Origin of the sequence: Staphylococcus sp. GDX7P312P, assembly GCF_008385775.1 — a bacterium.
GTDB classification, from domain to species: Bacteria; Bacillota; Bacilli; order Staphylococcales; family Staphylococcaceae; genus Staphylococcus; species Staphylococcus haemolyticus.
Window position 1 is genome coordinate 96,758 of the sequence record NZ_VUKI01000007.1, and the last position, 25,056, is coordinate 121,813.

Genomic DNA, 25,056 nt, shown 5'->3' on the forward strand with positions numbered 1-25,056 from the left:
ATTATAGTGATTATCTATCTAAAATAATTTTTATCTGATACTCAATTTTTTCTCTCAACTGATAATCAAAGGCTTATTGTTCTCAATAGAAATAATTCCGACACAAATGTTATTAATTTAGCACGATTTTTATAAAAATTATAATTTTACAAACTGAATATTTTATAATTATTCAAAATTCTGTTATGATGCTATTTAACCTAATTGAAAGGAGACGTTCATGCAAAATTTTAAATGGATAAATATATTAAAAGGGTTCGGTATGGGAACAACCGATTTAGTTCCTGGAATAAGTGGAGGAACCATCGCCTTACTATTAGGCATTTATGATGGATTTATTTCTTCAATTAGTGGCTTATTCTCAAAACGATTTTGGCCTAGTTTAAAGTTTTTACTTCCTATTTTAATAGGTATGGCTTTAGCTATCGGTATATTAAGTAATCTAATCAATTATTTATTAGAACATCACCAAGTAATTACAATGTTCTTCTTTACCGGTTTAATCATTGGTATCATCCCTTATTTATTAAGAACTGCGAAATTTAATAAAACGTTTAAAGCAAAACATTATAGCATTATGGTAGTAGGCATTATCATTTTAGTAGTAATTACATTAATGAATTCAGGTAATCAAAGTGCTGATACATCACTAGATTTATCATTCGGTCTTATTATTAAATATTTCTTAGCTGGTGCATGTGCTTCAAGTGCAATGTTATTACCTGGAATTTCTGGATCATTTATGCTACTAGTATTTGGTGCTTATGGAACAATTATGTTAGCCGTTGCCGATCTAGTTAAATTGAACTTCGATGGCCTACCATTATTAATTGTTGTAGGATTAGGTGTGTTGGCAGGATTTTTATTATCAAGTCGTATTATTAAATACTTCCTACATCATCACTTCTATACCACATTCGCATTAATAACTGGATTCGTTATTGGCTCCATATATGCTGTATTCCCTGGTCTTCCTCAAACTGGTATTGAGTGGACACTTTCAATCATCACTTTAATCATTGGATTTGCAGCGAGTTATTGGATTGGTCAAATTACTGATGATAATGTGTAATTAAGTGACATTAAACAAAAATAATCGCCAACGATAGTCATCATCGTTGGCGATTTGTCTAATTAAAAAGAAAAAATCCCATTAATAAATTAATGGGATAAACACGACATAAAGTCTTGTTTTAGTAGATTCTGTAATTTTAGGTATAAGTACAAGTTAGCTAAACTTGTTCTATAAATTAATTATATTGCTATCATGGATGCTTAGTCAACTAATATTTTTATTAAATTTAAATATTTCTATACTTTTGATCAATTGATTGATCATGATAATAAAAGTAGCAAGTAACAGCACTTAGTAATCATTAATTTAAATATTTGTACCTAAAGTTACAGAGTACTAAAACGATAAACTATGATTGATCAAACAAAGTTGGTCTCACTTATACCTAAAATTACAGAGTACTAAAACCTAATAGTGGTTACAAACCTTCCGATACTAGTCTCACTTAAACCTAAAATTACAGAGTACTAAAACCCAACTCTACTATTTATTATTAAGTGGTCGGTCTCACTTATACCTAAAATTACAGAGTACTAAAACCCGTGAATAGCTTCTGCAATACGTTTAGTAGTCTCACTTATACCTAAAATTACAGAGTACTAAAACCATTTCTGATGCATCGACTTCTTTTTCAATGTCTCACTTATACCTAAAATTACAGAGTACTAAAACTAGGGATAATCCATTCAGGATAACCACTTTGTCTCACTTATACCTAAAATTACAGAGTACTAAAACTAGGTAATGCTTTTAGGTGTAACGCGTGAAGTCTCACTTATACCTAAAATTACAGAGTACTAAAACTAGAAAAAGATAATGTTAATCACCCGACACGTCTCACTTATACCTAAAATTACAGAGTACTAAAACGTATCGTAAGTTCGGTTATATCAGGCATGGGTCTCACTTATACCTAAAATTACAGAGTACTAAAACAAACTGAAGACTTTACATCAGCATGTGCAACGTCTCACTTATACCTAAAATTACAGAGTACTAAAACCGGTGACGATGAAGAAGATGAAGAAACTATGTCTCACTTATACCTAAAATTACAGAGTACTAAAACTACGTTCATCACCGTTCAACTCTTGTTCATGTCTCACTTATACCTAAAATTACAGAGTACTAAAACTCGGTTTCTGACACTTCCCACTTTCTACGTGTCTCACTTATACCTAAAATTACAGAGTACTAAAACGGCAATCGATAAACGATTTTAAAGATACAGGGTCTCACTTATACCTAAAATTACAGAGTACTAAAACCTCTAGCAATATTAATCGCTAAAAGAATTAGTTCAAAAAAAGGTATCTTAGTGAACAAGTTAGCTAAACTCATTCACTAAGATAATAATAATTTATTAAGTTAATTATAGTAAAGTAATTAATTCAGCAATTGTTGATTTAAATATTTATTGATGCTTTTAGGCAGCAATTCACTTTTGATTTTTAATTTAAATTTATGATTACAATGTTGCATATATGAAATCCCAACATATATATCTATGGCATTAAATAACATAATTTGTGCTATTTGATAGTTTGATATTATGGGATATAATTCTAATTTATCTTGATAAGTTAAAATGAATCGGTTCAAACTTTCTTCTAAATCCTTCTTATCAAAATCAAGTGGCGCGTTCCACTCTAATTCTTCTAGAAATTCAGATGTGTTTTTTTGTTTCCCATCTCTAATATAGTTATTGTATTTCCACTCTTCAGATAGGAAATGTAATGATCCTGTTAATACAATTATGTTTGTATCGAGTGTTAACAATAATTTCTTTAACTTTATTTGTTCTTTAGGACTTAAATTTGCTTCGGGATATAAGTATATCAATAATAAACGATTATTATATAGCCTGTTTAATTCATCGACTATTAAAGGTAGCACTTGCTCTACTCTATTAACTAATTTTGTATAATCCTTTTTCATTTCATATTCAAAGCTCAATAACTTAATGAAATATTTAATATCTAAAGACTTTATTTTTAAAGGTAATTCATTATAATTAATCATCTCTAATAAATCATTTAGAAGTTGATTAATAGAATTCAAATATCCTGAACTTTCAATATGATTAGCAAAATCTCTATGAAGTTTCTTATTCAAAATAGAAGTGGATCCTAATGAATGCTCAAGTTCTATCTTATTATTATCAATAATAAAACTCTCGTACTCAAGATTAGAAATAAGTTCATGATTAGAGCATTCTATAATAGAGACTTCATTCTTATTTGAATTTCTTTTCTTAAAATATTGATCAATAAGCTCAAGTATGTCCTCTTCAATGGTTTCAAATTCATTATAAATAGCAGTGTATTGACCAATATTTAAGTTGATTGTAGGTACCGCTTCAGATTTTATTTGCCATATGATATGTTCCATATTTTCTTTTATCAAAAAATAATAGTTCTATTATCACCTAATAGTTCTATATTATGATTTTCTTCTCCTAAAAGTATTTGCATATGCTGATATTGCTTTTCAGTTATCATTAATGCCCTGACATGCCCTTCTTGTGGCAAGAATGTATTAACTTTTTTTATAGTTTGGTTTGCCGCATCTTTATTTATGACACTCTTTATATAAATTGAGTATTGCATCATTAAAAATCCATCTTCAATAAGTCTCTTTCTGAACTTACTATAAACTCTTCTTTGCTTCTTAGTTTCTACAGGTAAATCAAACATTAATAGAACTCTCATAAAATCTATAACTCATAAAATGTATATTTACTCAAACTAGGAAACTTTAATGATTTGATGTCACCGTCTTTAAAATACTCAATAATAGATTGCACCATTATATCAATAGCTCGAATAACCGTCTGCATTTTGCCATCAATTTCAATACGTGCATGCAATAGATTAATTATTTTTAATCGATACGCTTTTGTTAAGTAGTCTTCAGGCGGATGCTTCAACAAGAACAAATCAACCAGCGCTCTAAATGGTTCAATTAAGTCTGATGCTAAGTTAAAATGATTTCTCCCTCCAATATGGTGGATGCCAATTGCCGGTATTAAGCCCTTTGCAACTATCGTTCTAGCTATTGCAGAATTTAAAATTGTGTATCCATAATTTAAAACCGCATTCTCAATAAGTGCATCATTGTCTCGCGTAAAATCCTCAAAGAAACTATTAAAATAGTATTTCGCAGCTTGACCCTCAATATTATTCCGATCATATAACAATACTGAATGCTTTAACTCTGTCATTTTTTTAATTCGCATAGTATCAATATGCATGTACTTCATGCATTCAATTTGATTTTGAATTTTTTGCTTTACAATAACTCTCCATAATTCACTTTTACGAGCTACATCCCATTTTAGTTGTACTTTCATCTGCGTATATTGATTAAAATGACCTGATATAGGTTGTAAAGTACACTCTGGCAAATGCTTTTGATTGCAAAAGATGACTAATATATTATAATCCGAAAGTTCTATTAATAACCTAGATGTTAACGTAACAGTTAAATCTTCAATAACTAAAGCAAAAATATCAGCTAAAGGTATTTTAGTTTCAAGATCTCCCTTTTTAATTTTTAAGCTATTTAAATTAAGTGACATTTGATTAACTTCTGTTATATACACAATTCTCCAACTCATAGCTTAAATTCCTTTTTTAAATACTAATTGAGGCTTTTTAGCGAAAGATTGATAATATCTATTTCCTAAAACGTCAGTAGATAATTTTCTAATACTATTCACTTTTTTACCTATTGTTATTCTTAATCTTCCGCTACCTTTAATATTATTAATCTCACAATACTCTTTATATCTTATTTCAGGAAGATTGAGCTCTATAACATTATTTTTATCATTATTAACACCAATAACTGTATATACTTCCCCGTCTAATTCAATTAAATCATTATAATAAAAGCTTCCGATAAATTTGGCTTTATCATCAATACCTTTATTTAACTTTAATTTATCGTATTTGGCTTCAGATATATAATAATAGTTTTCTTTTTTAAGTACATCTAAGTATGTAATGCTAACAAATTTATAGCCTTTATCAGTCAGATACACATCAAAACGATACGACTTAAATGATAATTTCACAAGTTTATTTCTCGAATTGTTGTATTGATTTGTTACATCTAAATGATTTCCAACCTTTTTACCAAACATTTTAATCGATTTAACAATTGGTCCATTATTTGTCTTACTGTACTTGGTTAAATATTCTCCTGTTTCTTCGTGATATTTAGCCAATGGATTTTTCTCATTTGCATATTGCTTCATAATCACTTCTAATTTTTCAAACGTTTTAGGATCTTTTTGATACATTAAGAATTTTTCAGGATTCTTATTAAAATGTTTTTTTAAATCTGTATTATCTTTACTATAAATATTCTTAATCGGAGAGATAATATATAAGTCATCATCTTTTACTCTTGTTGAATAAAGCGTATCATTAATCAATTGTCTATTTGGTTTCTTATCCACTCTATGTGAATATTTAAAATCTCTAAATTCTTTAATTTCTTTTACTTGCTGCGGAATGACAAATAAATCTTGGTAATTTTCATCACTATTCACTTCAATTTTAGTTTCTATTTCTTTTCGTTCTGGTTGTTCTAAAACTTTATTTGCTGCTTTCAACTTTTTATTTTCTTTAAATAGGAAGTCAGCGTTAGCGATAATTAGCGCATCTTCCGCGTGATGTTTATAACCATGATTACGTTCTTTATTAAAATCCCATACTTTTCTTAAATGATTAGTGAAACTACCATTAATTGTTTTAACTTTAACATCCATGTCATTAGCACTAAAATATGCTTTTAAATAATTTGTTAATTCTCTTGTAGCATATCGCGTATCAACTAAGTTTCGATTAATAAATTCTTTTTGTACCTCAAATTTATTTATATCTCGTTCTTCGAGTAAATATTCTTTTTTCTTCTTCGAAATTCTATCTTTTGATTTACTAAGATTTAAAACATGTTGCTTAAACTGATTATAAGACAGTTTTGCTTCCCCTGAATTCAGGTATTGGTATGGTGTACGGTTACCCTTTTTACTATTTTCTGTTTGCTTAACGAGAACTTTATTTTGATATGAATTATCAAATGATACAGATCTAGGGATAATATGGTCAACTTCATAATGATTAGGATTATTTAATAAGTCTTCCAATGGTATACTCTCTAGAGAATACAGACATTTACCCTCTTGTTCGTCATGAAGTCTAATCTTTTCAACTAATCGCTTAGCATTTTGATTACCTGTTTTTCCGATAATTTCATTTATTCTCTGTCTTGTTTTTTCATTTTTCTTTTGCAATTCATTAATAAATTTTTGTTTATCTTTAGTATTATTCTCTCTAGCCAACTCAATTATAATATCTTTTGGAACACCATATTTTTCTATTACTTTATTAATAACATTGATTGCTTGTCCAAACGTTCTTTTTACTACTGGTGATAGTATAAACTCATCAATCATATCTTTAGGTATTTTATTAGCTTTCTGCAAGTCAATTTTGCGAGGTTTAATATTTAAATATGCAAATATTTCCATTTGATTTCTAGAAGTATGCCATAATTCTTCTAATACTAAATTTATACATTTCAAGGAAAGTCGGTGTGTACCGTTATAACCGGCTAAGTCAGAAATACTCTCCTTATCTATTTCGTTAATTGGTTCAGTTAATTGCTCTAATTCTTTTTTAATGCTCTCTTTATCTTGATAGATAGTTATTATTTCAGCAATTTAATCTAATAATTGGATATTTTCCAATATACTTTGATCTTTTAAAATTTTCTTCAAATCATGATAAAGTTTAAATTCAGTGAAATTTTCCTTCCCTGATTTAGTGATTCTATAACCTTTTATATCTTCTGGATTAACACCTATTTCATTAGAAATTTGTTTTAAAGTAGGTTTTTTCTTTTGTTTAAAAACATTCTCAATGATGTGGTATTTTTCATGATACTCTAACTTGTTTAGTCCATCTCTTTGAATAACTAAATTATTCAAATCATTGAGTGCATTAAATAAATCAGCAGAGTATGCATACTTGACGCTTCTTAATTCTTCAGGAAAGTATGTACAACGGCCCATTAAATGTTCATACCATTTTTTTAAATCAGCGCCCCATCCATAAGGACTACCTTCGCCTGGACCTTCATAATATTCTCTTCTTGTCTCTACTAATTCAATATATTTATCAATAAAACTATCATCCAAATGATGTACTTCTTTTTGCGTTTCTAAAATTTGTCTTATTTCATTAACAATATCTGACGTTTTAAATCTATTCTTTTCTCCTCTAACTTTACCTTCATTGTATCTCTCAAGTAAAACTTCACATATAGATTTATCTCTTAGTAAAAGATTATTTTTTGATAATTGTTCTTTTGTAGAAAGTTCGTTTGATGCATCCTCTTCTTGATCAATAACATCTATATTATGTATTCCACGTCTTTTAGCTAAATGTAGTAATGCAATTACTAATTCATCTTTAGTTAATTTTTCTCGTAACCCTCTCACTCTTATCTCATAAGGGTTTGTAGATTGAGGAATGACATCAATAGAATCAAGTAACTTGTAATCTAATAATAATTGTTTAACACGCTCTAATCTATGAATTCTTCTTCTTTTTAATCTTCTAGCGCCTCTCTTACTTCTACGGCCTTCATTATTTTCTACATTAGCTTCAGGGAACAATCTCACTCCGGCATCAATGATTGATTTGTCATTGTAATTGATAATGCCATATCCAACTGAAGTTATACCTATATCTAATCCTAAAATATAATCTGTTTTCACTTTAAATCACCCACCCCTATTTTATAATTTGATTATAATTTAATTTGATAGGCGTGGTAACACTTTTTATCTAATTTTTTTAATAATTTTTAAAAATAATTAACTTGTGCCAATACTTTTAATTTTTACACATAAAAAAAGCACAAGTGCTTTGCACTCATGCTTCAAATAATCATTAAATTATTTATTATCGTTATTACCTTTTACTTTATCGATAAGGTCGTTAGCTTTATTTTTAACGTTTTCAACTGCTTCTTTGGCTTTACCAGAAGCTTTATCGTTTTGACCTTCTTTTTCTAAATCTTTATTGTCAGTTGCGTTACCAACAGTTTCTTTTAAGTTACCTTTTGCTTGTTCAAATTTATCTTCAGCCATTTAAAATTCCTCCTTGATTGTCTGTATCTTTACTTAATAATTACATACCCCTATAGTCTTTTCATTAAACACCTTATTCATAAATTTTATATATTATAGAATATTTTTCATTCTATTTAATAATTCTTATATAATGACACTGTAACAATAAAATTAAAGGAGGTATATGATGAAATTTATTAATTTTACCGCTATGACTGAAAGTGGTTTAACTAAAAAAGTAAATCGCTTTTTAGAGGAGAATCCGTATATCGAAGTTATTAAATTTGATTATACAATGGGATCTGGTGGACAAGGCGTCGGTATATTGTATAAGGACAGAAAATCTTTCTAAATAATAGAAACTCCGTAATCAAAATGGTTACGGAGTTTCTTTCATTATTATTTCGCTGGTACAACTGCACCTTTATATTTGTCCTTAATGAAGTCTTGGATTTCTTTAGATTGTAACACTTCAATTAAAGCTTTAATTTTTTCATCATCTTTATGTCCTTTTTGAACTGCGATTAAGTTAGCATAAGGGTTGTTATTTGGTTTTTCAACAGCAATTGAATCTTTTTGAGGGCTTAAGCCTTGATCAATCGCATAATTAGAGTTGATGATTGCAGCATCTACATCTTCATTTTGATAGATTTTTGGAAGATATTCTGCTGATTGTTTACTGTTGAATTTGATGTCTTTTTTGTTTTCAGTGATATCTTCGAATTTAGCATCTTCGATTTTTACACCTTTTTTAATTTTAATTAATCCTTCATCAACAAAGAATTTTAAGAAACGCCCTTGTTCAGCTGGGTTATTTGATACATAAACTGTTGCACCTTTAGGAAGGTCTTTTAAACTTTTATATTTTTTAGAGTAAACAGCCATTGGTTCTAAGTGAACTTTACCTGCGTCTTCAATTTTGTATCCTTTTTCTTTACTTTCAGTTTTTAAATAAGGTACGTGTTGGAAATAGTTAGCATCCAATTCACCTTTATCTAATAATTTGTTTGGCGTAGTGTAATCATTAATTGTTTTAATTTCTAAGTCATAGCCTTTCTTTTTAAGTAAAGGTTTAGCCTTTTCAAGAATTTCAGCGTGAGGTGCTGGAGATGCGCCTACAACGATTTTCTTATCTTTATCCCCACTACCATTACCACAAGCTGCTAAAACGACTGTTAATGTTAATACTAAAAATAAGCTTAAAAGTTTTTTCATTGAATCATTCCTCTTTTCTTTTAGCGTTTGTCAATTTTATTTGTAATCCAATCCCCAATAAATTGAATTATAAATACGATAATTAAAATAAATACAGTTGAAACTAAAATGACATCGTTTTGGTTACGAGTGAAACCTGTTAAGTAAGCTAAGTTACCTAAACCACCTGCACCAATTACACCTGCAATTGCAGTAGAGCCAACTAATGCGATTGCTGTTACAGTAATACCTGAAACTAGTGCTGGCATTGCCTCAGGTAGTAATACTTTTCGGACAACTGTCCAAGTACTAGCTCCCATTGACCAAGCCGCTTCGATAACACCTTTATCTATTTCTTTGAAGGCAATTTCTACTAATCTTGCATAGAATGGTGCTGCACCAATAACTAGAGCTGGTAAGGCACCAGTTGGACCACTTATTGTTCCAAGGATCACACTTGTAAATGGAATTAATAACAAGATTAAAATGATAAATGGAATCGCTCGGAATAAGTTAACAATAAATGAAACGATGCTATAAAAGACTCTAGCACCTTTAGAATTACTCTTAGCTGATAAGAATAATAGTACTCCTAAAATCAATCCAAAAATAAATGCAAAAATAGTTGAAACTACAGTCATATATAATGTTTCATAAATGGCTTGCCATACTTCAGGCCATTGGACGTTAGGCATTGTAATCATCTCTTTAAAAATATCACCATAAGATTTATCCATGCTTAACCACCTCCACATTTACATGTTGCTGATGTAAATCTTCTTTAAATGTCTCAAACTCTGTTTCAGCAATATGTGGAATATGAACCACCAAGAACCCGACAGAACCACCACGGGTATTTTTTATGTTTGCTTCAAGAATATTTATATCAATGTTATGCGTTTTACTTATGTAAGATACAACTGGTTCAGTCGTATTATCACCATTGAAGTTGAGCCTAACAATGTACGCATCTGAATCTAATGGTTCTAGATGTTTGATTGATTCTTCAAAATCATCATCCAAATCATCTTTCACAAATCGTCTTGTAACTTCATGTTGTGGATTTTCAAATACTTGCGTTACTTTACCTTGCTCAATTACACGTCCACTTTCCATAACGGCTACTTCATCACAAACACGTCTGATAACATGCATTTCATGAGTGATAATCACGATTGTAAGGTTTTCACGTTCTTTAATTTTTAGCAGTAGGTCTAAAATCTCATCTGTTGTTTGTGGATCTAACGCGCTTGTAGCTTCGTCACATAAGAGGACGTCAGGTTCATTAGCCAAAGCTCTTGCAATTCCCACACGTTGTTTCTGCCCACCTGATAATTCTGATGGATAAGCATTTTCTCTGCCATTTAAACCAACAAGGTCAATTAATTCTCTCGCTCTTTCATTTGCTTTGCTTTTAGAATACCCTGCAATTTCTAAAGGGAACGTGATATTTCGAAGTACTGTTCGTGACCATAATAAATTGAAGTGTTGGAATACCATACTTACTTTTTGTCGTTTTCTTCTTAATTCTGCTTTTGAAAGTTTGTTAATATTATCGCCATCTATAATAATATCGCCAGAAGTAGGTTCTTCTAAATTATTGAACATTCTGATTAACGTACTTTTACCAGCACCAGAGAATCCGATAACTCCGAAAATAGAGCCCGTTTCTATATTTAAGTTAACGTGATCAACTGCTAGTACATCTTTATCTTTAGTGTGATAACGTTTTACAACTTGATTTAACTCAATCACGTTTAGTGCCTCCTTAAAAATCATTATGTAATTAAAAAATGCTTTCTCACTTTAGAAAAGTTGAGAAAGCATTGATTCATCTTTCTCTCATCTTCTAAAGTAATCAACTTTATGTGAATTGGCACCATTTCTATAACTAGACGGTTGCCGGGCTTCATAGGGCACATCCCTCCACCTCTCTTGATAAGAGTTTTCGCACTATTTAATTAATTTATATCCTACCATTGCACTATAATTTCGTCAACAATTATTTTAACTTTTCTAACAAATAAGGAACAGATTGAAAAGCGTAGATTCTATCTATCTCTATATCTTTATTCATTACTATTAGAACAGGAACTGACATAATTTTGTTACGCTCACTATATTTAGGATGGTAATTCAAATCGATTTTTTTAACGGGTAATTGTAGTATTTCATTCGCGATATCTAGCATTCGCTCTGACATTTTACAAGTACCACACATCGGTGTATATCCAAAAATTAGATGTTTTTCTTTATTAAAATTCTCACAAATATCTTCTATTTCTACAGATTTACTCATGCATGATTACTAACCTTTCAGTCGTTAAATTAGGAATTAGACGTTTCTCTTTACGAACTGTAAAGCCATGTTTACTCAATACATGCGCAAGATAATTCTTTGGGCATCTAGCTACCTCACAAAATGTTTTATCCACATAGATATGTTCACATTCGCTAAGATGACGTTTAAACCATTTTCTTATCTTTTCACCTTCGTCATCTGAGTCTGCTAGAACAAAGACTTGCTTATCATATAATGTTTCAATCATGTCATCTAATTTATCAATACTCATTGTACCATGCGTACAAATAATATTTATAGGTTCAGCGATGACTTGTTGTACTCTCTTCTTATCAGATTTGCCTTCAACAATAATAACTTTATTTAAAATTGCCATGATAATCCACCTTCTAAGTCGATAATAAACAATCAGTTACTTTTTCACAGAACGCTAATAGATTAAACATTATTTACGATTACTTAACATTTTATATCAACAAAGTATAAATTTTAAAATTTGTTGATTATTATTTAGAAAAATAGGCAAAATAAAAACTCCATGACCGTAATCAAGGAGTTTAAATTAATTATTCACCAATCATTTCTTTGTATTGATCAGCTGATAATAAATCATCTAATTGGCTTTCATCGCTAAGTTCAACTTTAACCATCCATGCTTTCTCATATGGTGATTCGTTAACAAACTCAGGACTATCTTCTAATTCTTCGTTTGATTCAACAACTTTACCAGATACTGGCGCATATAATTCAGAAACAGTTTTAACTGATTCTACACTACCAAAAGTATCCCCTTCGTTGATTTCGTCATCAACTTCTGGTAATTCAACGAATACGATATCACCTAATTCACCTTGTGCGTATTCAGTAATACCAATTGTTACTGTGTTGCCATCAACTTTTACCCATTCATGTTCTTTAGAATATTTTAATTCGCTCGGTACTGCCACGAGAATCCCCTCCTAAAATTAATTACAATTTAATGATGCCATACCGTAAGTTTTCATTCAACTATTAAAACAAAAAGTTACAATAATTTATATAAATAAAATTTGTAATTTTAAACTATAGCCAAATTTCTTTGTATTGATCTTCTTTAAATCCTAATGTGATATTATCTCCAGAAATAGCTAATGGTCGTTTAACTAACATGCCATCTGAAGCTAATAAATTTAATTTTTCATCAGTTGATAAATCTTTTAATTTATCTTTTAACCCTAGTTCTCTATATTTAGCACCATGGGTATTAAATAATTTATTAACCTCTACACCTGTTTTATCGATAATTTCTTCAAACTCTTTTTTAGTTGGTGTGTGTTGTACGATATCAATTGGTTCGTAACTTACGCCATGTGTATCTAAAAATTTTGCGGCTTTTTTACAAGTTGTGCAATTTGAATATTGATAAAATTTAATCATTCAGATGTAACCTCCTATTCTGTCTTATTTTAAATATATCAGATAATCTATGTAAACGCTCAATATTTTAAGCTTAATTTTTCAATTAAAGGAAATTATTCGTTATAATACATTTAGTAATTATCTAAAGGAGCGTTTGTTATGCAAAGTATAAATACAACTGATGCGTTTAAATCAACAATTGAAAGCGATAAACCAGTTATCGTAAAATTTGAAGCTGGTTGGTGTCCTGATTGTAAAGCTATGGACATGTGGATTGATCCAATCGTCGAAAAATATAACGACTATGATTGGTATACTGTTAACCGTGATGAACTCGAAGATGTAGCTGCAGATAATGATGTTATGGGTATTCCTAGCTTATTAGTATTTGAAAATGGTAATAAACTTGCACATTTACACTCTGCTAATGCTAAATCACCTGAACAAGTAGAATCATTCTTATCAGAAACATTTAACAAATAGGTATAGTATAGTTATCTAATTCGAAAAATTAATTTGATGATACTATTCTGGCATAGATGGCTAGAACTGAGTAAAGTTTGATATAAGTGCTTTCTCAATTCTGTTGCTAGTGCCCGTATAATAATAAAGACGGCTGAGGCATTTATTTGTCCAGCCGTCTTTATTAATTCTAGTATTTTGAAATTAAATGTTTGTTTTTACGCGGTGCTTTTGGTGGCACTTCTTCTAAATCTGTTAGATAAAGGAAACCTGCAATGACTTCATCTCCATGAACGCCAAATACCTTACGAACTTTTGGTTCAAAAATGTAAGGTGGTGTCTTCCAACATGTACCAATCCCTTGTTCATGTAATAGAAGCATTAAGTTTTGAGCATACGCACCCATTGCAAAAAAGTTTTCACGATTTTGTCGTTGTCTTGGGTCAGTTTTAAGTACTAACACTAACATACCACCAAGATTAGTCACATTATTATAATGATCTTCTTGTTTCTCAGGATGATTTGGAAATGCAAAATGCGTTACATCCCTGCTCATTTCACCTAATCTATCTTTGGCTATATGGATAATTCTCCATGGTTCTCGCATGCCATGGTTTGGAGCATCTGCAGCTTTTTCAATCGCTTGATAAAGCTTATCATCATCTATTGTCATATCATGTTTGAATTTCTTTATACTTCTTCTTGAAGCAATTGCCTCTTGTAATTCCACAATTATCGCTCCTTATTGTTGATAACTCTTCTCAATTATAAAACCTTTACCTCTTAATTTCAAATATATCTTAATGATTACTATAAAATAATAGTTGTTGTTTTAAAGTTTTAACATGTATTTGTCCAGGCGCTTGGGGCTCACCTAAACATCCATAGGATACAGTGCCTCCAAACACACCTTGAGCTGTTCTACTAACTAAGCCAGCACCAGACATAGAAATACCAATCACCTTAGCATCAAGAGTGTCGGCACTTGTTGCTACCGCTTCAAGCAAAGTAGCTACGTCTTCTTTGTCTTGTGGCATAACAGCTATTTTGACATAATCTGGGTTCAATTGATTCATTTTATAATATGTGAATTTTAAAATATCTATATCAGGTGTTTCTTGAAAATTATGATAAGATACAACAACTTGTTTATTATATCGATGTGCTAGGTCAATTAAATCACGATGCGCGAAAACATCAAAATCACTATCCCATTCAATATCAATCATCTGGCAATGATGATTTTTAATAATCTCTTTTAATAATGTCATGTATGCTTCATGTGTCATTTCACCTTTACCGCCTTGTGAGACCGTGCGATACGTTACCAAGATGTTAGCGTTTATATTTAATTCTTGTAGTTGTTCCAAATTGGATTTAAGCAACTCAAGATGTCGATCTTCCCATTGGTCAATTCGTAATTCGATTATGTCAATATCATTACTATATTCTTTGATATTATCTAATGTTAATGTATCCAGTAATTGATTGGGAGCAACTGTGGCAGCCACTTCAACATTCGTCATAATGATCCCTTCTTCCTCAATTTAACTTGTATTTATTTTAAACTAAAGACCGTCACCCTCCAACCTCGAGTAACATACTTTTCAATAAAATTAATAATCAATGATTTAAAATTATGTAAATGGGTAAATAATAAATGTATACGAATTTAGGAGGTAATAATAATGGCAGTTCAATATGAAACAAAAGCTACTAACGTTGGTGGACGTAAAGGACATGTAAACACTGACGATAATGCAATAAATGTAGATGTATTACCACCACAACAAGCAGACGGAAACGCAACTAACCCTGAGCAATTATTTGCTGCTGGTTACGCTTCATGTTTCAATGGTGCGTTCGATCTTATCTTAAAACAAAATAAAGTACGTGACGCTGAACCAGAAGTTACTTTAACGGTTCGCCTTGAAGATGATCCAGATGCGGAAAGTCCAAAATTAAGTGTAGCGATTGACGCTAAAGTTAAAAATGTATTGTCTCAAGAAGACGCTGAAAAATATTTACAAGATGCACACGAATTCTGTCCATATTCTAAAGCAACTCGTGGTAACATCGATGTTGATTTAAACGTTCAGGTAGTAGAGTAATTTATATTATAAAATAAATATGTGATTATTTTAATCATGAACTCATTATTTTAGACACAAAAATCTTTTGGGGATTTTTGTGTCTTCTTTTTTGTGAATTTTGCCAATTTAAGTTATTCTATAAATACAGTAAATAAAAAACTTTATAAATCATTTATACATATTAAAACTCAAATAGTTTTTATAAAATTATTTTTAGTTCAATCTTTTGAGTTCACCCTATTATTTATATAATTAATAAAATTTTAAAAACGTTATTCTATGACAGGTATAGGAGGACATGATGACAAATATTCGTATACTAAGGCATGATGATTTAGATCATTATACTCAATTATTATCCAGCAACACGCACACTTATTCGTGGGACAAAGTTTATTTAGAAAATCTTTCAAACGAAGATCTTAAACAAATGCTATCCGATGATGATGAATTTTGTAATATTATCGGTGCTTTTAAAGATGATAAACTTGTAGCATGTGTTACTTTACGTCAATTAAAGCAAGTTGGAAGTTCTCACAAAGCTATGATAGAGAATTTATTCTTACTTGATAAAAAAGATGAAAGTACGATTGTAAATTTAATGCAATTTGCTATAGATCACGCTAAATCTCGCAACATTGAAAAATTGATGACTTGTGTAACTTCTAATAACATTAGTGGCAAAATCTTTTTCTCATCTATGGGATTTGAAACTTTGGGTCTAGAATCGAAGTCTTCAAAAATTGGTGACGAATATTTTGATGTTCATTGGCTATTATATGATATTGTCTAACCCCTATTTTAACTATACTTTTAAAAATTTTTCTCTAGACATTTAATTTATGACCTTTATAATAATTGATATATTCTAAATTTTCAGATTTTATAAAATTTAAAAATTCATAAGTCTAGGGGGATTATATTGTTACAAGCTATTTTACATGGAGTATTGTTAGCTATAGGCTTAATACTACCATTAGGCGCTCAAAACATATTTGTTTTTAACCAAGGCGCTAATCAAACGAAATTTAGGCGTGCACTTCCTGCTGTTATTACAGCTGGTTTATGTGATTCTTTACTCATCATACTAGCAGTGGTTGGCGTGTCCCTTATACTTATGTCATTTCCAATACTTCAAATGATTGTTTACATAATAGGATTAGTATTTCTACTTTATATGGCGTGGACATTGTGGCATGAACAAAGTAGTGATATTGATGAACAAGGTGGCATTTCACCTGCAAAGCAAATAAGCTTCGCACTCTCTGTTTCATTACTTAATCCTCATGCAATTATGGATACCATTGGCGTAATAGGTACAAGCGCTTCTGCCTATGATGGCTCTGTAAAGATAGCATTTACTATTGCGACAATTAGCGTTTCATGGCTATGGTTTATATTTCTAGCTATTGCTGGTCGTACTGTAGGTCATTTTGATAAATCAGGTCGCCTATTAATCTTACTAAATAAGATTTCAAGTATTATTATCTTAATCGTTGCATTAATGATACTTCAAAAAATTTATCAACTCATATTTTAAAAATGCTTTTCTTTAATATAGTAGTAGGCTAGAACTTAAAATAACTTATCATAAGTGTTTTTAGGTTCTAGCCATTTCTGTTTTGAAGATTTAAAAAGCAAAAAATCTCTACAAGTAATTGACCTTGTAGAGAATGTTGAGTTAATATTTTATTTTTTGACTTGTGTCTATCTATATTTGCTATATTTTAATTTTCATGTTTAGTAATTTCACCGTTTTCTGGATCAATCTTTTCAATAAACTGAAATTCATTATTTCCATATTCAAATTTTAGAATATGACAATTGCCAATAAAGTAATTAATTGCTTCTGTATCTCCAATAACTTTTCTTAAAAATACGTCAATCGTAGTTCCATGACTTACAACTAAATTCGAATCACTATCTGATGTGCGCATTATTTCAGTTAAAGTACCTATAAAACGGTCTTCCACTTCATTTTTAGACTCTCCGTCAAACACTACTAAACGATCCCCGAAAGCATCTGTAATATCATAATTTGCGTTTAATAAATCATTACTTTCGCCTTCTAAAATACCAAAATGCCATTCTTTGAGTCCCTTTAAACGGTTATAATCTTGGTTTGGTGCGACGCATTCCAATGTATCACATGCGCGTTCAGAGCTAGATGAATATAAATTTCCAAAAGAAATATTATGTTCGTTAAAATATTGACCAGCTTGTTTGGCTTGAGAGATTCCTAAACTTGTTAAAGGAGAGTCACTTGCCCCCTGCACCTTACCTCGTAAATTAAACATTGTTTGTCCATGTCTCATTAAATAAAGTGTTTTTGACATTGTATACACCTCAAACTTAGTTTTTGTTTCAAATTACTGACATTAATTGAACGCTTTTATTTGTTATTAACCGTTCCTAAGTACAATTGTATTTTCGAGTAATAGTATACATTAATTTTTTAATTTTCAAAAACAAGAACATAGAAAAAATTTATAAAGTGGTTTGAGTCCCGTCATGGTGGGTATAAAATATTATAAGATTCACAATTCTAAAAGGAGTGTCTTTCATGAGCGACCATAATCAATATAATTATGTTAATCCAAATAAGCTCTCGTTAGATTGGGAATGTTTAATCATAAGTAAAACAGATATGTTATTAGATGGTGTTCCAAAAGAATTAATTAATTCTTGGATGGACAGAAATATTATTGAGCCTTTTTCAATAAAAGATAATGAAATTAACTTTAAAACTAAAGATGTGTGGGATGCGCTAAACACCCAAAATTGGTATTACGCTCACTCAAATTAATTTATATAGACTTATTGCTCTATTAGTACTTTCAATAAGTTGATGATCGACGTAGTTAGACATAACATACGATCTAATAGCTTTGTTATTTCGTTCGTGTTTTGGAAACTCACAGTCGTTTTCGATATATTGAGCTAAACTTCCTAGAGGTGTATCATCGTTTATAAATCCAATTATAAAATCATAGAATGTCATAGTTCCCCTCCTCAGTTTAATTAATCTCTCTTAAAATATTTCATTATTAATATTGTCTAAACATATAAGATAACTCAACTTTAACATGTAATTAGCAACTTTTGCTTATTTCCAGTATATAACTCATTGCATTAAATATACTGTTTAAGATTATTAAATCATTTACCCAAAAATTAATCACTTAATTTGTTATTTATTAAGATGGTAACTTGTCGTAATTGTTACAATATGATGAAGAAATCGAAGTTCATTTGTTTAGTTATGTAGCTTCACGCAAAAATGAATATAAATATTAAAACATTTATCAAAAGTTATAAGGGATGTTGTGTCAACCGCTTCATTAAGTCGGTTGGCATTTTTGTATATAAAGAAGATTAAATATAAGTTTGATATATATTATTGCTCACTTTTACAATATTAGCAACTAAATTTTTGACAAATTCTAATATTAAGATAAAAACATACAATTACTTTGATTAACTCGTTTTACCGGTATACAATAAATGATATGATTATATAAAGTTTAACTATTTAATAAGAGGTGACACCCATGAATAATAATAAAATTTTTTGGATAAATATTTTTATTACGTTATTATTTTTGGGTTTCAATATCATTGTCACTTACAATGCAGGCTTAGATGATTTCTTCTGGCTAATTCCAGGACTTACAATTAGTGGTATTACAATTGTACTAAGCTTAAGTACTGCGCTCATTTGCAAGAACCTGGTTAGCGAAGTTATTTTTCTAATCAATATTGTTATGCTTTTATACTACATTTATCCTATGGTATATACATTCTTTTAATATAAATTTAGGAGGCTTACGCATGAGTTTGCATTTAACTATATTGTTATGGCTTGGTATCATTTTTGTAATAGCAGCCTCAATTATATTGGGCTTATTACTTAAATCTAAAAAAGAAGAACGTAAAGAATCATATTTAGGTTTTACCGTAATATTTTATATTTTTGGATTTGCTTTACTCATCTACGTATTCATATTTGGTATATTATAGCGTAGAATTAAAGAACAAAATGACATTGTTATTTTTGTTCTTTTTTATTTATATCTATATGTAATATTCATTAATAACTCATCAAATATGATTTGTTAATTTCTAAGGAGTATCAAAGTGAAATATTCAATTTCTCCATTTATAAAAATATTCTTTGTTACACTGATAATTCTTATAACTTTTCCAACACACTTATTAGCTTATACGAGTAACGCTAATGCTCTCTCACCAACTGAAGATGATTTTGATTTACAGCCAGGTGATATTATACTCACTAAGGGCCCAGTTTTATTTGGTTTCTTTGGTCATTCTAGTATCGCACTTGATCACGATACCGTTTTACAAATAGAAGGCCCTGGGGACAAACCCATTACAGAGTCGTTCCATTCTTTCAAACAACGATTTGGTGAAGGCAAAGATGATTGGATTAAAATCTACCGTTGTTCTATGCCTGGAGCTGGAGAGAGAGCTGCTAAATGGGCTGAAGAACACTATAAAGATACAGATAAGACATATCTAGTCACTCTAAATCTTAAAAGTGAAAGATTTACATACTGTACTAAGATTATTTATCAAGCTTATAAATATGGCGTAAGTAAAAATTCAATTAACGAACATGGTTTACTCATCATTTCTCCATACGCGCTTGTAGATAATTTCACTAAAGATTATCAACTCAAATTAGTTAAACAATACTGAATATCCATAGTAAAAAGAGTAGCTTTGAAATAGCTACTCTTTTTTCGTTAGACAGTTTCCTTGAAATAATTTATGAAATGCTCATTTTCTTCTAATAAATCAATATAAGAAATAGAGCTAAACGGGATAATACGCGTACAATTTTTTAAAGGATAGATAATAATTTCATTTTCATAATCTAGATGAATGTCATTTTCTAACACCATTTTTTTAGAACCCACTACAATCGCAATTGCTTTAAAATCATTATTATCAAAGTACTTTTTTAATAATTTTTTATCCATGTTATTTCACATCCTATTCACTTCATTTTTACCATTATTTTGTAAAATAACAATGAAATTACCGTATAATTTATGTAAATATATCTTTTAAAATATTTTCAAAAATTTAAAACATTTACTAGTCATTTCATTATAAAATAATATTATATTAAATTTAGGAGTGACTATATTGAAAAAAGTTTTATTTACATTATTATTAGGCCTTTTTATATTAACTGGTTGTAGTTTTTCGAATGAAGTTAAGGAAGAAGATCATTCTAAATCTAAAACTTCCTCACAGAATAAAAAAGAGAATGATGATACTAAAAAGAAAAATGAACAACATTCTGATTCTAATTCATCAAAAAATGATGCAGAAAGCGATGATGAATCTACTGATCAAAGCAATGAAGACAGTTCTTCCAACGAACAGCAATCTACTTCTAACTCGTCTTCTCAGAATGCAAAGCAAATCGATATTCACAATATAACAGACCGCGCCACATTAGAAGCAGTTATTAACAGTAACAATTACTCTGAAATGGATAAAATTGCTGCCTATAATAGCGCAGTTGCAAATGGTGTTATTCCACAAGGTAATGTAATGGAAGGCCCAGCAAGTGAAGCTTATGCAAGTTCACTACGCGTGGAAAGTGGTCAAGAAAAATCTGTTTATGATCAGTCTAACCAGTCTTCAGAAGAAGAAAACACAGACGATCCAAATGCAGAAATCAACGCTGCAACTAATGAGGATGAATACGTAGATGCTTTGAGAAAAAAATATAACGGCGGTTTATCTTCTGGAGAGATTCAAACTAAGCATGCAATTGAACAAGGTTATTATGATGGTGATGATGCTGAAGAAGTTTATCAAACAATACAACAACGAGAACAAGATATAGCTAACGGTAAATACGATAAATATAAGAATAATTAATAAAGTTCATGGACTTAGAGAGAGGCAAGCTATCACATGTTAAATATGTAATGTGACTATGCATCTCTCTATTTTACTTCTTTTCTCATTTGATATAGATAGTACGGTTTCTTAATAATTTCTCCAACAATTTCAAATCCCATTTTTTGATATAGTTTCAATGCTGCATCATTATCTTGTACTACTGTTAAAGAAAGCTTACTGAAGCCTGATTCTTTAGCTTTTTGTTCAGCAAAATTTAATAATTGTTGCCCTACTCCTTTTCCCCTTGCATTAGGCATGGTCGCTAGCATACTAATATGGTATTCATCTTCATTACCCTCGTCCATCGTTACAAGTGAATAAAAGGACTTAGGATGTGAAATGATTGATAAGAAAGGTTTCAACTTATTCATTGAAATAATTTGAAGTACTGTTGGCGTCATCGCTCTATCAATCTGTTTTAAAGGATTGCACGTTATAGCCCCAAGCACTTGATTATCTTCAAGAGCAACAAATGATATATCATGACTAAAGCGATTCGCACGATTTTTCCAAAGTTGTTGTAAGTCATCAATAATTTCATTATCACTTGACTTACCTAATATAATTTTAGCCATGTCATCTATTGCCGAGTAAATTAACTGACCCCCTTCATTATGGTGAGGCTTCGCTGATTGAATTGTTATTTTCGTCACTTTCATTCCTCCTTATTTCAATTATTTACTTATTTTTCTAAATTAAACAATATTTGAGCTTATCAGTAATATAATTTATAATATAAAAGTTAAATTACACATTTTTATTATTACAATCAATATAAAGGAAGGTCATATGAGAAAAAGAAAAAACTGGTATTCTAAATTATATTATATTTTTATTTCTGTCTTAATTATTACTATTATAGCTATTGCATTTATACTTTATAAAACGCGTGAAGATAAACAAAATCGTTCATTAGATTATTATTCAAATTTCGAAGAGCTAAAAGAAAACACAACAGAAGGTAAAGATTGGCGTATTAAAACGAAAAATCGTAAAGATAATCACATTCTTGTCACAGCTATACATGGCGGAGGTATTGAACCAGGTACAACTGAACTTGCACGTCGTGTGGCCAATATAGGTGAATATGATTTTTACACATTCGAAGGATTAATGCCAAAGCATAACGAACGCTTGCATATTACTTCAACTGTGTTTGATGAACCGACGCTATTAAAAATGTTAGACCACTCAGATGAGACAATATCTATTCATGGCTATTCTGGTGAAGACCCTATTGTTTACGTTGGCGGTAAAGATAAAAAATTAGCGAAATCAATAACTAAATCATTAAAAAATAAAGGCTTCACCGTTCAAAAGAGCCCTAAAGGTATTGAAGCGACATCATCATCTAATATTATTAATAGAAGTGATAATGACTCAGGCGTTCAACTTGAATTAACTACTGGGCAAAGAGCATTATTCTTTAAGGATAAACAATTAGATCAAAATACAAGAAAGAACCCAGACAATTACACACATACATTTTACAAATTCGCTAAAGCAGTTAATAAAGGCATTGAAGATGCACAGTAGTTTATTAACCCCTACGCTACGTTTTCAATCATATTTAATTTGGGTATAACGTATTATAGTGAGGGGGAACATGTCATGTTAGATTCATTAACGCAAGAACAAAAATATACGATAGCTAAATTTTATAAATTATACATGGAACGTTCTAATGAAGGGCAATCTGAGAGTGAAGCGAATTATTTTGGAGATAGTATAAAAGCACAAGATGATTATTTCTGTGATCGTGGATACGATGATTTTTTAGAGAATTGTAAAGTTCTAATCGATCATGGTTATCTTGAAGGACAACTTACAGCAGATAGAATTGATGATATTACCGTTACTAACAAAGCTTTTACCGAAATAGAGCAAAGTTTTAAATAATTAATCAACTACGTTAGACTATTGCTAGCGTAGTTTTATTTTTACGAAAAAGGTGAATATATGACTAACTGGAAAATAAATAACCAATCCCACAGACATTTGATGATTCAAGAACATACGAATGAAATATCTATTGTTGAACCTTATAATAATGGATCTTTCAAAATATTAGCTGAAATCAACTTAAATCAAACATCAAACGAAGCACAACTTAACGATGAAAATTTATATGTATCTGTAAGTAAAGAGCATAAAGAGATTAACATTTTCGATAAGGTGAAATAGCTTGATTTATTATACGTTTGCACTACTGTTTTTAAATAGTAATTAGATGTTAATTACAAGGTAATATGTATTATATTATATGTGTAGTACAATACAATTAATGATGTAAATTTAATGGAGGTAGCGTATGGAGAAACTGTTGTTCTATACAGGCACGGTATTACTAATTATTGCGATTATATTAATCTTGTTCGCTATTGTGGCAGTATTTAAAAATAAGAATTATTTTAAATATTTTGCGATGGCTATTACGATTATTCTACTAAGTATGCTTGCTTTAGGCATTCATAAAATGATTGAAAGTAATAATCCATCTGAAAATCAAGCAACTCAATCTAAAGATAAGCAATCTAAAGAGGATAAATCATCTAAAGATAAAAAGAAAAAAGACAAAAAAGATGACGACAAAGATGATAATAATGTTACTCAAGAAGAACAAAATCGTTCTGAAGAAACATCAACTAATGAAGAATTAAATACTCAAGAACAACAAAACTCACAACAAGAGCAACCAACAACTGAAGAATCAAATAGCGAAGCACCTTCTACTCAACAAGATACTACAGAAGATAATACTGTAAACAATCAAAATAATACTTCTTCTAATAATAATCAAAATGCGAATCAAGCAAACGACACAAATCAAAACTATAATCAAAGTAATAGAAATAGTAATAACAATGGTGATAATAGCGGTTCAAACGGAAATGTTTCTACAGAGGATAGTTCAAGTACTGAGAATCAGTCTAATGAAAATCAAACACAGACATATTCAGAAAATAGCTCCGCTGAACAATCTGAAAATAGCGAAGCAACAACTGAGACTAATACAGATGAATCAAATAATAGTGCAAACTAATTAGTGTAATCAATATATAAACTAATTAATTCAATTACTTTTACCGGGATAATCAACTTTTCGACTTATTCCGGTGTTTTTTATTTAAATTATCAAATATTATTAACTGTTGAATTTTTAGAAAAGTGTGACATACTTATAGTAATAATATTTATATCAATTAGATATTAAATATAATTAAATAAAGGGTGACACTTATGAAGAAAGTAGCTTTTGTACTACTCTCAAGTTTTTTACTATTAGGGGCATGTGGTAACAATGATGATTCAGTAGATAATGTTAAGAAAAGTTCTCACAAAAAGGACAACCCTAAGGCTCATAAAGATAAAGGCGAATCAGATCGTACAGATGGTAAAAAAATCAACGATAACTAATAGCAAAACTAGCATTTACGTGTTT

33 protein-coding genes, 1 pseudogene, 1 CRISPR repeat array and 1 riboswitch are annotated in these 25,056 nt (G+C 30.0%); of the genes and pseudogenes, 16 read left to right on the plus strand and 18 right to left on the minus strand.

Annotated features, from left to right (window positions below; all coding sequences use genetic code 11):
• The first annotated feature begins 220 nt into the window (after positions 1-220).
• Positions 221-1,072 carry a polyprenyl-phosphate transporter PopT gene (gene popT / locus F1592_RS03985; RefSeq protein ID WP_053017938.1) on the plus strand — a complete coding sequence of 284 codons (852 nt, stop codon included), beginning with the start codon at positions 221-223 and terminating at the stop codon, positions 1,070-1,072.
• Between the two features lie 375 nt (positions 1,073-1,447).
• Positions 1,448-2,343: a CRISPR direct-repeat array (repeat unit 36 nt; unit sequence GTCTCACTTATACCTAAAATTACAGAGTACTAAAAC).
• 118 nt (positions 2,344-2,461) lie between these two features.
• Here the strand turns inward: popT and F1592_RS03990 are convergent.
• The 5 genes and pseudogenes from F1592_RS03990 to F1592_RS04010 all read right to left on the minus strand — a co-directional run bounded on the left by F1592_RS03990 (position 2,462) and on the right by F1592_RS04010 (position 8,240).
• Entirely contained in the window at positions 2,462-3,481 is a 1,020-nt protein-coding gene (locus F1592_RS03990) for a hypothetical protein (RefSeq protein WP_223197208.1), read from the minus strand.
• A complete protein-coding gene (gene cas2 / locus F1592_RS03995; protein ID WP_233643635.1) occupies positions 3,478-3,771 on the minus strand; it encodes a CRISPR-associated endonuclease Cas2 in 294 nt (97 codons plus the stop codon). Before cas2 ends, F1592_RS03990 begins: the two co-directional genes overlap by 4 nt.
• A 20-nt stretch (positions 3,772-3,791) precedes the next feature.
• Positions 3,792-4,694 (minus strand): type II CRISPR-associated endonuclease Cas1, encoded by a 903-nt coding sequence (cas1, locus tag F1592_RS04000; RefSeq protein WP_053017935.1) that lies wholly within the window; start codon positions 4,692-4,694, stop codon positions 3,792-3,794.
• A gap of 3 nt (positions 4,695-4,697) precedes the next feature.
• Positions 4,698-7,865 (minus strand): annotated as a pseudogene (gene cas9 / locus F1592_RS04005) (type II CRISPR RNA-guided endonuclease Cas9).
• 180 nt (positions 7,866-8,045) lie between these two features.
• Entirely contained in the window at positions 8,046-8,240 is a 195-nt protein-coding gene (locus F1592_RS04010) for a CsbD family protein (protein ID WP_037537239.1), read from the minus strand.
• A gap of 169 nt (positions 8,241-8,409) precedes the next feature.
• Here F1592_RS04010 and F1592_RS13595 point away from each other — a divergent pair, with 169 nt between their 5' ends.
• A complete protein-coding gene (locus F1592_RS13595) occupies positions 8,410-8,574 on the plus strand; it encodes a hypothetical protein (RefSeq protein WP_016931019.1) in 165 nt (54 codons plus the stop codon).
• A gap of 47 nt (positions 8,575-8,621) precedes the next feature.
• Here F1592_RS13595 and F1592_RS04015 read toward each other — a convergent pair whose 3' ends face one another.
• The 7 genes from F1592_RS04015 to F1592_RS04045 all read right to left on the minus strand — a co-directional run bounded on the left by F1592_RS04015 (position 8,622) and on the right by F1592_RS04045 (position 13,134).
• Positions 8,622-9,437, minus strand: coding sequence for a MetQ/NlpA family ABC transporter substrate-binding protein (locus F1592_RS04015; RefSeq protein WP_053017933.1), 816 nt, complete (start codon positions 9,435-9,437; stop codon positions 8,622-8,624).
• A 20-nt stretch (positions 9,438-9,457) separates the two neighbouring features.
• Positions 9,458-10,153, minus strand: a complete 696-nt coding sequence (locus F1592_RS04020) for a methionine ABC transporter permease (RefSeq protein WP_011276310.1) — start codon at positions 10,151-10,153, stop codon at positions 9,458-9,460.
• Positions 10,146-11,171, minus strand: coding sequence for a methionine ABC transporter ATP-binding protein (locus F1592_RS04025; protein WP_037537241.1), 1,026 nt, complete (start codon positions 11,169-11,171; stop codon positions 10,146-10,148). The genes F1592_RS04020 and F1592_RS04025 overlap by 8 nt, the downstream gene beginning before the upstream one ends.
• 84 nt (positions 11,172-11,255) lie before the next feature.
• Positions 11,256-11,361: riboswitch (SAM riboswitch) on the minus strand.
• 57 nt (positions 11,362-11,418) lie between these two features.
• On the minus strand, positions 11,419-11,715 hold the full coding sequence (locus F1592_RS04030) for a thioredoxin family protein (RefSeq protein ID WP_011276313.1): 297 nt from the start codon (positions 11,713-11,715) through the stop codon (positions 11,419-11,421).
• The gene (locus F1592_RS04035; RefSeq protein WP_037537242.1) at positions 11,708-12,094 is read right to left on the minus strand and encodes a toprim domain-containing protein; all 387 of its coding nucleotides are present in this window, start codon (positions 12,092-12,094) and stop codon (positions 11,708-11,710) included. Before F1592_RS04035 ends, F1592_RS04030 begins: the two co-directional genes overlap by 8 nt.
• 190 nt (positions 12,095-12,284) lie before the next feature.
• Positions 12,285-12,665: a glycine cleavage system protein GcvH gene (gcvH, locus tag F1592_RS04040; protein WP_037537243.1), complete on the minus strand. Its 381-nt coding sequence runs from the start codon at positions 12,663-12,665 to the stop codon at positions 12,285-12,287.
• Positions 12,666-12,780: 115 nt separating this feature from the next.
• Complete coding sequence (locus tag F1592_RS04045) at positions 12,781-13,134, minus strand: arsenate reductase family protein (protein ID WP_037537244.1); 354 nt, start codon at positions 13,132-13,134, stop codon at positions 12,781-12,783.
• 141 nt (positions 13,135-13,275) lie between these two features.
• Here F1592_RS04045 and F1592_RS04050 point away from each other — a divergent pair, with 141 nt between their 5' ends.
• On the plus strand, positions 13,276-13,599 hold the full coding sequence (locus F1592_RS04050; RefSeq protein WP_037537245.1) for a thioredoxin family protein: 324 nt from the start codon (positions 13,276-13,278) through the stop codon (positions 13,597-13,599).
• A gap of 169 nt (positions 13,600-13,768) precedes the next feature.
• Here F1592_RS04050 and F1592_RS04055 read toward each other — a convergent pair whose 3' ends face one another.
• Together F1592_RS04055 and aroD are read right to left on the minus strand one after the other, a co-directional pair.
• A complete protein-coding gene (locus tag F1592_RS04055) occupies positions 13,769-14,308 on the minus strand; it encodes a nitroreductase family protein (RefSeq protein WP_011276318.1) in 540 nt (179 codons plus the stop codon).
• Between the two features lie 70 nt (positions 14,309-14,378).
• On the minus strand, positions 14,379-15,104 hold the full coding sequence (gene aroD / locus F1592_RS04060; RefSeq protein WP_053017932.1) for a type I 3-dehydroquinate dehydratase: 726 nt from the start codon (positions 15,102-15,104) through the stop codon (positions 14,379-14,381).
• A gap of 162 nt (positions 15,105-15,266) precedes the next feature.
• Here aroD and F1592_RS04065 point away from each other — a divergent pair, with 162 nt between their 5' ends.
• From F1592_RS04065 to F1592_RS04075, 3 genes are all read left to right on the plus strand, one after another.
• The gene (locus F1592_RS04065) at positions 15,267-15,689 is read left to right on the plus strand and encodes an organic hydroperoxide resistance protein (RefSeq protein WP_053017931.1); all 423 of its coding nucleotides are present in this window, start codon (positions 15,267-15,269) and stop codon (positions 15,687-15,689) included.
• A gap of 283 nt (positions 15,690-15,972) precedes the next feature.
• Positions 15,973-16,464, plus strand: a complete 492-nt coding sequence (locus F1592_RS04070) for a GNAT family N-acetyltransferase (protein ID WP_053017930.1) — start codon at positions 15,973-15,975, stop codon at positions 16,462-16,464.
• A gap of 129 nt (positions 16,465-16,593) precedes the next feature.
• On the plus strand, positions 16,594-17,211 hold the full coding sequence (locus tag F1592_RS04075) for a LysE/ArgO family amino acid transporter (protein ID WP_053017929.1): 618 nt from the start codon (positions 16,594-16,596) through the stop codon (positions 17,209-17,211).
• A 187-nt stretch (positions 17,212-17,398) separates the two neighbouring features.
• Here the strand turns inward: F1592_RS04075 and F1592_RS04080 are convergent, their stop codons facing one another.
• On the minus strand, positions 17,399-18,007 hold the full coding sequence (locus F1592_RS04080) for a histidine phosphatase family protein (RefSeq protein ID WP_053017928.1): 609 nt from the start codon (positions 18,005-18,007) through the stop codon (positions 17,399-17,401).
• A gap of 227 nt (positions 18,008-18,234) precedes the next feature.
• On the opposite strand from F1592_RS04080, the gene F1592_RS04085 reads away from it, so the two are divergent.
• Complete coding sequence (locus F1592_RS04085) at positions 18,235-18,477, plus strand: hypothetical protein (protein WP_053017927.1); 243 nt, start codon at positions 18,235-18,237, stop codon at positions 18,475-18,477.
• On the opposite strand, the gene F1592_RS04090 is transcribed toward F1592_RS04085, so the two are convergent.
• Positions 18,469-18,672 (minus strand): sterile alpha motif-like domain-containing protein, encoded by a 204-nt coding sequence (locus tag F1592_RS04090; protein ID WP_033079647.1) that lies wholly within the window; start codon positions 18,670-18,672, stop codon positions 18,469-18,471. The two genes, F1592_RS04085 and F1592_RS04090, sit on opposite strands and share 9 nt — an antisense overlap.
• Before the next feature lie 550 nt (positions 18,673-19,222).
• Here F1592_RS04090 and tsaA point away from each other — a divergent pair.
• From tsaA to lnsA, 3 genes are all read left to right on the plus strand, one after another.
• A complete protein-coding gene (tsaA, locus tag F1592_RS04095; RefSeq protein ID WP_037537251.1) occupies positions 19,223-19,480 on the plus strand; it encodes a type II toxin-antitoxin system antitoxin TsaA in 258 nt (85 codons plus the stop codon).
• 22 nt (positions 19,481-19,502) lie between these two features.
• Positions 19,503-19,691, plus strand: a complete 189-nt coding sequence (gene tsaT / locus F1592_RS04100; protein WP_011276326.1) for a type II toxin-antitoxin system toxin TsaT — start codon at positions 19,503-19,505, stop codon at positions 19,689-19,691.
• 117 nt (positions 19,692-19,808) lie between these two features.
• Positions 19,809-20,390 (plus strand): lipoprotein N-acylation protein LnsA, encoded by a 582-nt coding sequence (lnsA, locus tag F1592_RS04105; RefSeq protein ID WP_037537252.1) that lies wholly within the window; start codon positions 19,809-19,811, stop codon positions 20,388-20,390.
• Positions 20,391-20,437: 47 nt separating this feature from the next.
• Here the strand turns inward: lnsA and F1592_RS04110 are convergent, their stop codons facing one another.
• The gene (locus tag F1592_RS04110; RefSeq protein ID WP_016931008.1) at positions 20,438-20,674 is read right to left on the minus strand and encodes a hypothetical protein; all 237 of its coding nucleotides are present in this window, start codon (positions 20,672-20,674) and stop codon (positions 20,438-20,440) included.
• A 160-nt stretch (positions 20,675-20,834) separates the two neighbouring features.
• Here F1592_RS04110 and F1592_RS04115 point away from each other — a divergent pair, with 160 nt between their 5' ends.
• Positions 20,835-21,590, plus strand: a complete 756-nt coding sequence (locus tag F1592_RS04115; protein ID WP_390895775.1) for a hypothetical protein — start codon at positions 20,835-20,837, stop codon at positions 21,588-21,590.
• A gap of 68 nt (positions 21,591-21,658) precedes the next feature.
• Here F1592_RS04115 and F1592_RS04120 read toward each other — a convergent pair whose 3' ends face one another.
• Positions 21,659-22,267 (minus strand): GNAT family N-acetyltransferase, encoded by a 609-nt coding sequence (locus tag F1592_RS04120; protein ID WP_053017925.1) that lies wholly within the window; start codon positions 22,265-22,267, stop codon positions 21,659-21,661.
• A 136-nt stretch (positions 22,268-22,403) separates the two neighbouring features.
• Between F1592_RS04120 and F1592_RS04125 the strand changes: the two genes are divergently transcribed.
• The 5 genes from F1592_RS04125 (at position 22,404) to F1592_RS13600 (ending at position 25,031) form a co-directional block, all read left to right on the plus strand.
• Positions 22,404-23,150 (plus strand): poly-gamma-glutamate hydrolase family protein, encoded by a 747-nt coding sequence (locus tag F1592_RS04125; RefSeq protein ID WP_053017924.1) that lies wholly within the window; start codon positions 22,404-22,406, stop codon positions 23,148-23,150.
• Positions 23,151-23,225: 75 nt separating this feature from the next.
• Positions 23,226-23,513 carry a hypothetical protein gene (locus tag F1592_RS04130; RefSeq protein WP_053017923.1) on the plus strand — a complete coding sequence of 96 codons (288 nt, stop codon included), beginning with the start codon at positions 23,226-23,228 and terminating at the stop codon, positions 23,511-23,513.
• 60 nt (positions 23,514-23,573) lie between these two features.
• Positions 23,574-23,798, plus strand: a complete 225-nt coding sequence (locus F1592_RS04135) for a hypothetical protein (protein ID WP_053017922.1) — start codon at positions 23,574-23,576, stop codon at positions 23,796-23,798.
• A 127-nt stretch (positions 23,799-23,925) separates the two neighbouring features.
• Positions 23,926-24,657, plus strand: a complete 732-nt coding sequence (locus F1592_RS04140; RefSeq protein WP_149809549.1) for a hypothetical protein — start codon at positions 23,926-23,928, stop codon at positions 24,655-24,657.
• Between the two features lie 197 nt (positions 24,658-24,854).
• Positions 24,855-25,031 carry a hypothetical protein gene (locus tag F1592_RS13600; RefSeq protein ID WP_011276336.1) on the plus strand — a complete coding sequence of 59 codons (177 nt, stop codon included), beginning with the start codon at positions 24,855-24,857 and terminating at the stop codon, positions 25,029-25,031.
• Positions 25,032-25,056 lie beyond the last annotated feature (25 nt).

What these genes read in the sequence shown, in the direction of transcription:
- popT (WP_053017938.1), top strand. Translation starts at nt 221, where the DNA reads ATGCAAAATTTTAAATGGATAAATATATTAAAAGGGTTCGGTATGGGA.
- cas2 (WP_233643635.1), bottom strand. Translation starts at nt 3,771, where the DNA reads ATGTTTGATTTACCTGTAGAAACTAAGAAGCAAAGAAGAGTTTATAGT.
- cas1 (WP_053017935.1), bottom strand. Translation starts at nt 4,694, where the DNA reads ATGAGTTGGAGAATTGTGTATATAACAGAAGTTAATCAAATGTCACTT.
- F1592_RS04010 (WP_037537239.1), bottom strand. Translation starts at nt 8,240, where the DNA reads ATGGCTGAAGATAAATTTGAACAAGCAAAAGGTAACTTAAAAGAAACT.
- F1592_RS13595 (WP_016931019.1), top strand. Translation starts at nt 8,410, where the DNA reads ATGAAATTTATTAATTTTACCGCTATGACTGAAAGTGGTTTAACTAAA.
- F1592_RS04015 (WP_053017933.1), bottom strand. Translation starts at nt 9,437, where the DNA reads ATGAAAAAACTTTTAAGCTTATTTTTAGTATTAACATTAACAGTCGTT.
- F1592_RS04020 (WP_011276310.1), bottom strand. Translation starts at nt 10,153, where the DNA reads ATGGATAAATCTTATGGTGATATTTTTAAAGAGATGATTACAATGCCT.
- F1592_RS04030 (WP_011276313.1), bottom strand. Translation starts at nt 11,715, where the DNA reads ATGAGTAAATCTGTAGAAATAGAAGATATTTGTGAGAATTTTAATAAA.
- F1592_RS04035 (WP_037537242.1), bottom strand. Translation starts at nt 12,094, where the DNA reads ATGGCAATTTTAAATAAAGTTATTATTGTTGAAGGCAAATCTGATAAG.
- F1592_RS04045 (WP_037537244.1), bottom strand. Translation starts at nt 13,134, where the DNA reads ATGATTAAATTTTATCAATATTCAAATTGCACAACTTGTAAAAAAGCC.
- F1592_RS04050 (WP_037537245.1), top strand. Translation starts at nt 13,276, where the DNA reads ATGCAAAGTATAAATACAACTGATGCGTTTAAATCAACAATTGAAAGC.
- aroD (WP_053017932.1), bottom strand. Translation starts at nt 15,104, where the DNA reads ATGACGAATGTTGAAGTGGCTGCCACAGTTGCTCCCAATCAATTACTG.
- F1592_RS04065 (WP_053017931.1), top strand. Translation starts at nt 15,267, where the DNA reads ATGGCAGTTCAATATGAAACAAAAGCTACTAACGTTGGTGGACGTAAA.
- F1592_RS04070 (WP_053017930.1), top strand. Translation starts at nt 15,973, where the DNA reads ATGACAAATATTCGTATACTAAGGCATGATGATTTAGATCATTATACT.
- F1592_RS04080 (WP_053017928.1), bottom strand. Translation starts at nt 18,007, where the DNA reads ATGTCAAAAACACTTTATTTAATGAGACATGGACAAACAATGTTTAAT.
- F1592_RS04085 (WP_053017927.1), top strand. Translation starts at nt 18,235, where the DNA reads ATGAGCGACCATAATCAATATAATTATGTTAATCCAAATAAGCTCTCG.
- F1592_RS04090 (WP_033079647.1), bottom strand. Translation starts at nt 18,672, where the DNA reads ATGACATTCTATGATTTTATAATTGGATTTATAAACGATGATACACCT.
- tsaA (WP_037537251.1), top strand. Translation starts at nt 19,223, where the DNA reads ATGAATAATAATAAAATTTTTTGGATAAATATTTTTATTACGTTATTA.
- tsaT (WP_011276326.1), top strand. Translation starts at nt 19,503, where the DNA reads ATGAGTTTGCATTTAACTATATTGTTATGGCTTGGTATCATTTTTGTA.
- F1592_RS04110 (WP_016931008.1), bottom strand. Translation starts at nt 20,674, where the DNA reads ATGGATAAAAAATTATTAAAAAAGTACTTTGATAATAATGATTTTAAA.
- F1592_RS04125 (WP_053017924.1), top strand. Translation starts at nt 22,404, where the DNA reads ATGAGAAAAAGAAAAAACTGGTATTCTAAATTATATTATATTTTTATT.
- F1592_RS04130 (WP_053017923.1), top strand. Translation starts at nt 23,226, where the DNA reads ATGTTAGATTCATTAACGCAAGAACAAAAATATACGATAGCTAAATTT.
- F1592_RS04135 (WP_053017922.1), top strand. Translation starts at nt 23,574, where the DNA reads ATGACTAACTGGAAAATAAATAACCAATCCCACAGACATTTGATGATT.
- F1592_RS04140 (WP_149809549.1), top strand. Translation starts at nt 23,926, where the DNA reads ATGGAGAAACTGTTGTTCTATACAGGCACGGTATTACTAATTATTGCG.
- F1592_RS13600 (WP_011276336.1), top strand. Translation starts at nt 24,855, where the DNA reads ATGAAGAAAGTAGCTTTTGTACTACTCTCAAGTTTTTTACTATTAGGG.